9 protein-coding genes are annotated in these 9328 nt (G+C 65.7%); 7 read left to right on the plus strand and 2 right to left on the minus strand.

Features of this window, described 5'->3' with window-relative positions:
• Positions 1-53: 53 nt before the first annotated feature.
• Together ACREB7_RS19665 and ACREB7_RS19670 are read right to left on the minus strand one after the other, a co-directional pair.
• Positions 54-1373 (minus strand): metallophosphoesterase, encoded by a 1320-nt coding sequence (locus ACREB7_RS19665; RefSeq protein WP_431593956.1) that lies wholly within the window; start codon positions 1371-1373, stop codon positions 54-56.
• A 90-nt stretch (positions 1374-1463) separates the two neighbouring features.
• On the minus strand, positions 1464-3413 hold the full coding sequence (locus tag ACREB7_RS19670; RefSeq protein WP_431593957.1) for a prolyl oligopeptidase family serine peptidase: 1950 nt from the start codon (positions 3411-3413) through the stop codon (positions 1464-1466).
• A 409-nt stretch (positions 3414-3822) separates the two neighbouring features.
• Here ACREB7_RS19670 and ACREB7_RS19675 point away from each other — a divergent pair, with 409 nt between their 5' ends.
• The 7 genes from ACREB7_RS19675 (at position 3823) to rplQ (ending at position 9111) form a co-directional block, all read left to right on the plus strand.
• Positions 3823-4143, plus strand: coding sequence for a hypothetical protein (locus ACREB7_RS19675; RefSeq protein ID WP_431593958.1), 321 nt, complete (start codon positions 3823-3825; stop codon positions 4141-4143).
• Between the two features lie 71 nt (positions 4144-4214).
• On the plus strand, positions 4215-5558 hold the full coding sequence (locus ACREB7_RS19680) for a TldD/PmbA family protein (RefSeq protein ID WP_431593959.1): 1344 nt from the start codon (positions 4215-4217) through the stop codon (positions 5556-5558).
• Positions 5559-5563: 5 nt separating this feature from the next.
• The gene (locus ACREB7_RS19685; protein WP_431593960.1) at positions 5564-6355 is read left to right on the plus strand and encodes an inositol monophosphatase family protein; all 792 of its coding nucleotides are present in this window, start codon (positions 5564-5566) and stop codon (positions 6353-6355) included.
• 219 nt (positions 6356-6574) lie between these two features.
• Positions 6575-6943: a 30S ribosomal protein S13 gene (gene rpsM, locus ACREB7_RS19690; protein WP_431593961.1), complete on the plus strand. Its 369-nt coding sequence runs from the start codon at positions 6575-6577 to the stop codon at positions 6941-6943.
• 86 nt (positions 6944-7029) lie between these two features.
• Positions 7030-7419: a 30S ribosomal protein S11 gene (gene rpsK / locus ACREB7_RS19695; protein ID WP_003040416.1), complete on the plus strand. Its 390-nt coding sequence runs from the start codon at positions 7030-7032 to the stop codon at positions 7417-7419.
• A 105-nt stretch (positions 7420-7524) separates the two neighbouring features.
• On the plus strand, positions 7525-8583 hold the full coding sequence (locus ACREB7_RS19700) for a DNA-directed RNA polymerase subunit alpha (protein WP_431593962.1): 1059 nt from the start codon (positions 7525-7527) through the stop codon (positions 8581-8583).
• A 108-nt stretch (positions 8584-8691) separates the two neighbouring features.
• The gene (rplQ, locus tag ACREB7_RS19705; RefSeq protein WP_431593963.1) at positions 8692-9111 is read left to right on the plus strand and encodes a 50S ribosomal protein L17; all 420 of its coding nucleotides are present in this window, start codon (positions 8692-8694) and stop codon (positions 9109-9111) included.
• Positions 9112-9328 lie beyond the last annotated feature (217 nt).

The following is a 9328-nucleotide window of genomic DNA, read 5'->3' on the forward strand; positions in this document are numbered from 1 at the left end:
GTCGAAGGGCGCTTCTCAGTGAGGCGCCCTTCGACAAGCTCAGGGCTACGGCTTCATTTCCCGCTGCAGCGCACGTCCATGGCCGCCTGGTAATTGGGACCGCTGCCTGCCCCGCGTTTGACGGTGAGATAGGCCAGCATGCCCTGCAACAGGCCGGCGTCGTCGATCTTCGCGATCCGCTGCGCCATCGTCTCGGTGCCCGTGCAATGCGCGCAGGGATAATTGGCGGCGAAACTGAAGCGGTTCGCCGCCGCCCAATCCTTGCCGGTCTTCTCGCTGGCATAGCGCGTCATCCGCTCCAGCCATTCGTAGCGCGCGTCATAGGTGAAGAGCTGCATCGCCGGGTTGCTGCCATGGTCGGTGGTGATCGCCGGGATCGACAGGTCGAGCTCGGTCATCTCCCCCGCACAGTCGCGCAGCCGCCGCATGTCGTTGAGGTGGGTGTGGCTGCTCATCGTACCGCTGATCTCGGCCTGATAGGATGCGACGATGCCCAGATAGGCGTCCTGCACCGGCTTGCCCGCATAAGCGGCGAGCGTCGCATCGCTGCCGGTGTAGAGCAGATCGGGGTTCCAGTTCGGATAGCCGCTATAGCCGTCGGTGCCCGGCGGCACATGCATCGCGAGCACCGCCTTGTCGCCCGCAGTGCGCGTCGCGGCGAGCTGCGCCGCCAGCCATTCGAGCTGCGCATTGGCATCGGCCTGCCGCGTCGCCGCATCGACGCAGTTACCATTGTTGAAGACGCCGTAGTTGGGGTTGAAGATCACCGTGTTGAGCGCGAGCAGGCGCAGCGACGGACCGCTGCGGCCCGCCCCCGGCTTGCCCAGCGGATAGGCGGCGTAGAAGCCGCGCGCCAATTGGCTGGCGTCGATGATATCGCCCGGCTTCGCATTGACCATGGGCCAGGCGGCGGGGTCGGTCGCGGCATCGAACGGGGTCTCGCCGCCGGTGGTGAAGGCGCAATAATCCTCGCCGTCGCTGTCGTTGTTGCCGGGCAAAAACAAGAGCCGCCGGTCCGACCCCGCGACCAGCGCCTGCAGCCCGTCGAGCACGGTGCGGAATTGCTGCTCGCGCACGCTTTGCGGCATGCCATGCGCGGGCAGGTCGCCGAGGTAGACGATGAAATCGGGATCCGATTGGGCGATGACCTGCCCCGCCTCAGCCTGCGCGCGGGTCCACAACAGCTTGCTCGTCTCGTGGTTGCGGCCCCATTGGTCACTGCTGTTGCCGTCATAATGGACATCGGACAGCGCCAGGAAGCTGCCGGGCTTGGGCAAGGTGATGCTGGTCAGCGGACGCGCGTTGCCCGCTGCGGGCTTCTGCCCCGCCGCGCAGCCCGCCAGCCCCAGCGCCGCCGCGAAACCCAAAATCATTGCCGCTCTTGCCATGACCGCTGCCCCCTGCCCTCGTCCATGGCAAGACTGAGCGCAGGGCGACAGAGAGTCAAATGCGCGAAAGCGACCTCAATTCAGCAGATATTGTTTCCAAAACAGCAGCGACGCCCAGAACTGGTAATCGACATTTTCCTTCTTCGCGAAGCCATGGCCTTCGTTGGTGCCGACGAGGTGCCACGCCGTGCCGCCCTTGCCGCGCACTGCGGCGACGATCTGGTCGGCCTCCGATGCAGGCACGCGCGGGTCGTTGGCGCCGGTGACGATGAACAGCGGTTTCTTGATATCGCCGACGCGGGTGAGCGGCGAGATTTCGATCAGCTTGGCGCGCTGTTCGGGCACGCGCTCGTCGCCATATTCGACGCGGCGCAGGTCGCGGCGATACTCCTGGGTATTTTCAAGGAAGGTCACGAAGTTCGAGATCGCAACGACGCAAAGATTGGCGCGCAGCTTGTCGGCATAATGGGTCGCCGCCGCATAGCACATATAACCGCCATAGCTGCCCCCGGTCAGCCCGAAGCGCGTCGCATCGAGCGTCTTGTCCTTCGCGAACAGGTCGAGGAAGGCCCCCATGTCCTTGACGCTGTCCTCGCGCTTGAACGGACCATTGTCGAGGCTGACGAAGGTCTTGCCATAGCCCGTCGAGCCGCGAACATTGGGATAGAAGACCGCGATACCCAGCTCGTTGATCAGATAATTGTTGCGGCCAAGGAAGCCCGGGCGCGACTGGCCCTCCGGCCCGCCATGGACATTCATAATCAGCGGCCGCTTGCCAGGGAATTTCGCCGGGTCGGGGCGATAGAGGAAGCCCGACACCTCCAGCCCGTCAAAGCTCTTCACCTTGACCAGTTCGGGTTCGACATTCTTCGTCACGTCGAGCCCGCCGGTTTCGCTCTGCGTCCAGCGCGTCACCGCCAGCGTCTTCGGGTCGATGCTATAGGCGTCGGCGGCGCTGCGCGCCGACGTGAAGCTGATCCCGATCTCGCCCCACGGCGCGATCTCGAGCCCGCCGATGATCCCGGCGGGCAGGCTGTCGACGGTGCGCACCGCCCCCGTCTTGGGATCGAACAGACGCAGTTTCGACATGCCCGCCTCGTTCACGACATAGGCGATGAAGCTGCCATCTTCGGAAATCGCGAAGGTGTCGACGTCCCATTTTTCGGCCGGCCCCCTGGGCGTGAATTGGCCCGTCGCGGGGTCGAGCGTGCCGAGCCGCTGGAAATCACTGCCCTCGTCGCTGGTGCCCCAGATCGTGCCATCGGGGGCAAAGGCGCCGCCGCCATGGGCGATGGTCTTGCTGTGATCGCCGATCGGGGTCATCTGGCCGGTCTTGAGGTCGAGGCGGAACAGGTCGACCTTTTGCACCGAGACATATTTGCCGACCAGCGCCCAGCTCTTGTCGGGGGCGATGTCGCTGACCCCCCAGCCGCCGCCATCGACCTGCGCCACCATGCGCGTCGTCTTCGGATCGCGCGGGTCCATGACATAGATGTCGCTGTCGCGGCCGTTGCGGCGCGTCGAAGTATAGGCGACGAGGCTGCCGTCCTTGCTCCACGCATTGAGCCCGTTGCGGCTCTTGCCGTCGGTCAGCAGCTCGAGCCGGCCGTCCTTCATCGCATAGATCTGATAGAATTCATTGCCGCCGATATCCTTTTGCAACAGCATGATGTCGGCGGTCTTGGGCGACCAGGACGCGCCGCCGATCGGCTCTTCCTCGAAGGTCAGCTGGCGGCGATCGGCCATCGGAAAGGCTACCCGGTGAATCTGGCTGGTATTGCCGAAGCGCGTCGAGATCAGCATCGATTTATCGACCGGGTTCCAGCCGACGAAGCCCGCGCCGCGATTTTCCATATAGGGCCGGGTCGCCGAGGCGAGTTCGGCCGGAATGTCGGGCAGGCCGTCGGCGGTCAACGCCGCGGGCTTGGGCGCGACGGGGGCTGCGGGAGCGGGCTTGGCGGTTTCCTGTGCCAGTGCGGGCGCGAGCGGCAGCGCAAGCGCGGCCAGAAGGGCGAGATGACGCATCGATGATTTCCCCTGTTTTTCCGAATGGTGCGGACGACAGGGTTTAGAGGCTATCAGCCGGGCGCGCCGATGCAAGTTTCGACCGAAACCATATCGCCATCGACCAAAGCCTTTTGCGGCTGCGAGTCGGAGCATTTGGCGATCCGCGCCCTCGCAGCAGGCCGTTTTGCTGCCGAATTGGCTGCAATAGGGCGGTTCGCCGCAGAAATGTTCGCAATCCGGGGCGAATCGAAGGCAAAATTAACGAATCACCGGCAGACTGTCTTGACTCGGTAATGTTTGGCTGAAAATCAGGGTTTCTGGGAATCGCCGGCCTAAGGGGGCTGAAAAAATGGCATCAACATTCGGACCGCGCCTGTTGGGGCGCCCCGCTCGCGCTGTGCCTCCGGCACGCAGTCTCGGTCGCCGAATGACCTTTCATGCCGCCACCGCGCTTCTCGTTTTTGCCGCGCTGCAGATCTGGCTCGTGTCGAGCGCGATCGCAGTGGGCGCGCCGACCGCATTGACCTTCATCGCCTTGACCCTGTTGCTCGCGATCGCGGTGCCCATCGCGCGCATCACCGAACGGCGCTGGTACCATCTCAGCCGCCAGGCGCTGGCCAGCTGGGGCCTCCACGCCCGCTTCCGCCGTGATGTCCGCCGCCTGTGGATCGCCGCGCTCGCCTTGCCCTTCCTGTGGGTCAGCGGCGCGATGGCGGCGACGACCGGCCTCTCGGTCATCGGCGGCTGACCCCCGACGATCGCGGCGCGTTTCACCGATAAGATTTTGACGGCTTGCCGCGCCCGGTCTAGGGCGCGCCCATGCTGACCGTCGCCGAAGCCCTCGACCGCGCGCAGATGCTGTGCGACGCCGCCGCCAAGGCCGGCGCCGACGCCGCCGACGCGCTTTATTATTGCAACGCCGCCACATCGGTCTCGATGCGGCTCGGCGCGCTCGAGGATGTCGAGCGGTCCGAAGGCCAGGACATCAGCCTGCGCGTCTTCGTCGGCCAGCGCAGCGCCAGCGTCTCGACCGCCGACATGGACGCCGATGAACTTGCCAAGCTGGTCACGCGCTGCGTCGCGATGGCGCGTGAGGCGCCCGAGGACCCCTATGCCGGTCTCGCGCCGGAGGAGCTGCTGTTCCGGGGCGCCATCCCCGATCTCGACCTCGACGACGGCAGCGAAGCCGATCCGCAGGCGATGCGGGAAACCGCGCGCGCGGTCGAAGAGGCGGCGCGCGCCGTCGCCGGCGTCACCAACAGCGAAGGCGGCACCGCGAGCCACAGCCGCACCCGCATCGCGCTCGCCACCAGCCATGGCTTTGCCGGCGGCTATGGCGCGAGCGGCCACAGCCTGTCGGCCAGCGTCATCGCCGGCGAAGGCGCCGGCATGCAGCGCGACTATGGCTGGCATAGCGCGCATCACCTCGCCGATCTCGAAAGCGTCGCCGCCATCGGCGCCCGCGCGGGCACCCGCGCCGTCGCGCGCCTCAACCCCGGCAAGGCCCCGGTCGGCAAGGTCCCCGTCTTCTACGACCCGCGCGTCAGCAGCGGTATGATCAGCCATTTGCTCGGCGCGATCAGCGGCCCCGCGATCGCGCGCGGCACCAGCTTCCTGCTCGGCAAGGAAGACGACCAGCTATTCGACTCCGCCATCGTGATCCGCGACGAGCCGCATCGGCTGCGCGGGCTCCGCAGCCGTGCCTTCGACGGCGAGGGTCTGCCCACCGATGCCCGCGACCTGATATCGGGCGGGCGCCTGACCGGCTGGCTGCTCGACAATGCGTCGGCCCGGCAGCTCGGCCTCACGCCCACCGGCCACGCCAGTCGCGGCGGCGGCGCGTCGGGGGTCAGCGTCAGCAACGTCTATATGGCGGCGGGCACGGCATCGCCGGCGGCGCTGATGGCCGACGTCGTCGAGGGGGTCTATGTCACCGAACTGATTGGCCAGGGCGTCAACCCCGTCACCGGCGATTACAGCCGCGGCGCGTCGGGCTTTGCGATCCGGAATGGTCAGCTCGCCGAACCGATCGCCGAATTCACCGTCGCTGGCAATCTGATCGCGATGTTCGCCGCGCTGACCCCCGCCGACGACCTCGCCTTCCGCCACGGCACCGACGCCCCGACATTGCGCATCGACGGCATGACCGTCGCGTCGAGCTAAGCCCCGTGCCGCACCGCAACCTCGAGGCCGTGATCGCGGCGACCCGCGAGGTCGGCGACATGGCGATGGCGCGCTGGCGCGGCGAGGGCAAGGCGGTCGACGTCCAGTATAAATCGCCGAACAACCCGGTCAGCGACGTCGACCTTGCGGTCGATGCGCGGCTGAAGGCGGTGCTCGGCGCGATGGTGCCCGAGGCCGGTTGGCTGTCCGAGGAGACCGCCGACAATACCGACCGCCTGTCGTGCCGCGCGATGTGGTGCGTCGATCCGATCGACGGCACCCGCGACTTCATCCGCGGGCGTCCCGGCTGGGCGGTGTCAGTCGCGCTCGTCGTCGACGGCGCTCCCGAATTCGGCGTGCTCTACGCCCCCGCGCTCGACGAGCTGTGGGTCGCGCAGCGCGGCCAGGGCGCACAGCTCAACGGCGAGACCCTTCACGCCAGCCAGCGCTGCGAATTTTCGGGGTCGCGCGTCCCCGCCGATGCGCTGCCGCGCGTCGACAGCGACCTCGTCATCGTCACCAAGCCGAACAGCATCGCGCTGCGCATGGCGCTCGTCGCCGACGACCGCGCCGACCTGGTCGCGACCTTGCGCTGGGGTTTCGAATGGGACGTCGCCGCCGCCGCGCTGATCGCGACCGAGGCGGGCGCGATGGTGACCGACGCCTTTGGCGAACCACTGGCGTTCAACACCCCGCGCGCCCAGGCGTTCGGCGTCATCGCCTGCGCCCCCGGAATCCACCGGGCCGTCGTCGACCGCTTGCACGATCGCGCGGTGGCGCTTACAACCAAGGCATAGGGCGTTATCGCCCGCCGTTTCCGCCGCGCGGAAACCCCGTCATCGCGCCGCAGTTCGCTTGACAATTCGGGCGACTCACCCTATTTGCGCGTTCATTCCGACATCATAACCGGACGGCGAAGCGCCCAATGCGCATCGTGGTCCGTTTTTTGCGTTGGAAATCAGACGCTTTGAGATAGGGTCGTTGCCAGCGACCCTGTGGAGCAGGAGAAAGTATCAATGGCACGTATCGCGGGCGTCAATCTGCCCACCAACAAGCGCGTGATCATCGCGCTCACCTATATCCACGGCATCGGCCGCAAGTCCGCCGTCGACATCGCCGACAAGCTGGGCATCGATCACACGCGCCGCGTCCAGGACCTGTCCGACGCCGAAGTGCTGCAGATCCGTGAAACCATCGACGCCGACCACACGGTCGAGGGTGATCTTCGCCGCAACACCGCGATGAACATCAAGCGCCTGATGGACCTCGCCTGCTATCGCGGCCTGCGTCATCGCAAGGGCCTGCCGGTCCGCGGCCAGCGCACGCACACCAATGCGCGCACCCGCAAGGGCAAGGCCAAGCCGATCGCCGGCAAGAAGAAGTAAGGTTCTGAGCGCGCTCGCCCTTCTCTCGAAGGGGCGCGCGCTTCCTTACTTTGTCGCTTAGCAGAATTCAGGATTAGGATAGCATCATGGCTCGTGAACCGCAGCGCCTTCGTCGGCGCGAACGCAAAAACATCTCGTCGGGCGTCGCCCACGTCAACGCGACCTTCAACAACACGATGATCACCATCACCGACGCCCAGGGCAATGCGATTGCCTGGTCGAGCGCTGGCATGATGGGCTTCAAGGGCAGCCGCAAGTCGACCCCGTACGCCGCCCAGGTGTGCGCCGAAGACGCCGGCAAGAAGGCCGCCGAACATGGCGTCCGCACCCTCGAAGTCGAAGTCAAGGGCCCGGGCGCCGGTCGTGAATCGGCGCTGCGCGCGCTGCAGGCGGTCGGTTTCCACATCACCTCGATCCGCGATGTGACCCCGATCCCGCACAATGGTGTCCGCCCGGCCAAGCGCCGCCGCGTCTGACACCTGCTTCGGATCCGCCCCGTCCGGGGCGCGTCCGCTATCTCCTAACGCCGGACCGGTCGGTTTCCGCCCCCGCCCTGTCCCGCCAAAAGCAAAGGGAAGACCATGACTGTCAATATCCGGAACTGGCAGGAATTGAAGAAGCCCAGCAACCTGGAAATCAAGGCCGGCAGCGACGGCAAGCGCAAGGCGACCTTCGTCGCCGAGCCGCTTGAGCGCGGCTTCGGTCTGACGCTGGGCAACGCGCTGCGCCGCGTGCTGCTGTCGTCGCTCCAGGGTGCGGCGATCACGTCGATCAAGATCGAGAACGTCCTCCACGAATTCTCGAGCCTGGCCGGCGTGCGCGAAGATGTCACCGACATCGTCCTCAACGTGAAGCAGATCGCGCTCAAGATGGAAGGCGAAGGCCCGAAGCGGCTCCAGTTGTCGGCGACTGGTCCCGCGACCGTCAAGGCCGGCGACATCATGGTGTCGGGCGACATCAAGGTGATGAACCCGAACCATGTCATCTGCCACCTCGACGATGGCGCGACGCTGAACATGGAACTCGTCGCCGACACCGGCAAGGGCTATGTCCCCGCGACCGCCAACCGTCCGGTCGACGCGCCGATCGGCCTGATCCCGGTCGACTCGCTCTTCTCGCCCGTGCGCCAGGTCGCCTATAAGGTCGACAATGCCCGCATCGGCCAGGAACTGGACTATGACAAGCTGTCGCTGACCGTCGATACCGACGGCACCGTGACCCCGGAAGACGCCGTCGCTTACGCCGCGCGCATCCTCCAGGACCAGCTGCAGGTCTTCGTCCACTTCGAAGAAGCGATGAACGACAGCGGCATGATCGGCATGGCGGCGTCGCCGACCACCGCCGACGAGAGCGACGTCAACCAGCTCAACCGCTTCCTGCTCAAGAAGGTCGACGAGCTCGAACTGTCGGTGCGCTCGGCCAACTGCCTGAAGAACGACAACATCATCTATATCGGTGACCTCGTTCAGAAGACCGAAGCCGAAATGCTCCGCACCCCGAACTTCGGCCGCAAATCCTTGAACGAAATCAAGGAAGTGCTGTCGTCGATGGGCCTGCGCCTCGGCATGGACATCCCCGGCTGGCCGCCGGAGAATATCGAGGAAATGGCCAAGAAGCTCGAACAGGAACTTCTCGGCTGATCTGGCGCCCCGGCTTCGGCCGGGGCCAACAACGGGAAGGGGTCGGCCCGCAATCGACCTGGCTTGGGGTACCTCACACGGCCCCTTTGACAAACGAAGGAATGGATTATGCGTCATAAATCGGGTGGCCGGAAGCTGCAGCGCACCAGCGCGCATCGTACCGCGATGTTCCGCAACATGTCGGCCTCGCTCATCAAGCATGAGCAGATCATGACCACCGTCGCCAAGGCGAAGGAACTGCGTCCCTATGTCGAAAAGCTGGTCACGCTCGCCAAGCGCGGTGGCCTGGCCAATCGTCGCCTCGCGCAGAGCCGCCTGCTCGACGAAACCCAGCTGAAGAAGCTCTTCGACACGATCGCCGAACGTTACAAGGATCGCGCTGGCGGCTACACCCGCGTGATCAAGGCCGGCATCCGCGCCTCGGACGCCGCCCCGATGGCGATCATCGAATTCGTCGATCGCGACGTCGACGCCAAGGGCCAGGATTCGGGTCCGGTCGAGCAGTATGAGGACATGGAAGCCGCATAAGCGCAGGCTTTCGATCAAAAAACAATGGGACCGGAAGCGGATGCTTCCGGTCCCTTTTGTTTTGCAGAATCCGAACGGCGGGTTTCGAGCGGAAGGCGCTGTTGAAGAATGGAGCTAATCCCCCTCCCGCAGGCGGGAGGGGCAGCGAGACTTGGGCGCTTGCGCCCTAGTCGCAGCGGGGTGGGCAGACCGCAACGCTGCTGGCCCACCCCCAACC

Origin of the sequence: Sphingopyxis sp., from assembly GCF_050725615.1 — a bacterium.
Lineage (GTDB): Bacteria > Pseudomonadota > Alphaproteobacteria > Sphingomonadales > Sphingomonadaceae > Sphingopyxis.

Bases quoted from the DNA above. Each gene is read 5' to 3' on its own strand.
- rpsM (WP_431593961.1), top strand. From the start codon at position 6,575: ATGGCACGTATCGCGGGCGTCAATCTGCCCACCAACAAGCGCGTGATC.
- rpsK (WP_003040416.1), top strand. From the start codon at position 7,030: ATGGCTCGTGAACCGCAGCGCCTTCGTCGGCGCGAACGCAAAAACATC.
- rplQ (WP_431593963.1), top strand. From the start codon at position 8,692: ATGCGTCATAAATCGGGTGGCCGGAAGCTGCAGCGCACCAGCGCGCAT.
- ACREB7_RS19670 (WP_431593957.1), bottom strand. From the start codon at position 3,413: ATGCGTCATCTCGCCCTTCTGGCCGCGCTTGCGCTGCCGCTCGCGCCC.
- ACREB7_RS19675 (WP_431593958.1), top strand. From the start codon at position 3,823: ATGACCTTTCATGCCGCCACCGCGCTTCTCGTTTTTGCCGCGCTGCAG.
- ACREB7_RS19700 (WP_431593962.1), top strand. From the start codon at position 7,525: ATGACTGTCAATATCCGGAACTGGCAGGAATTGAAGAAGCCCAGCAAC.
- ACREB7_RS19680 (WP_431593959.1), top strand. From the start codon at position 4,215: ATGCTGACCGTCGCCGAAGCCCTCGACCGCGCGCAGATGCTGTGCGAC.
- ACREB7_RS19665 (WP_431593956.1), bottom strand. From the start codon at position 1,373: ATGATTTTGGGTTTCGCGGCGGCGCTGGGGCTGGCGGGCTGCGCGGCG.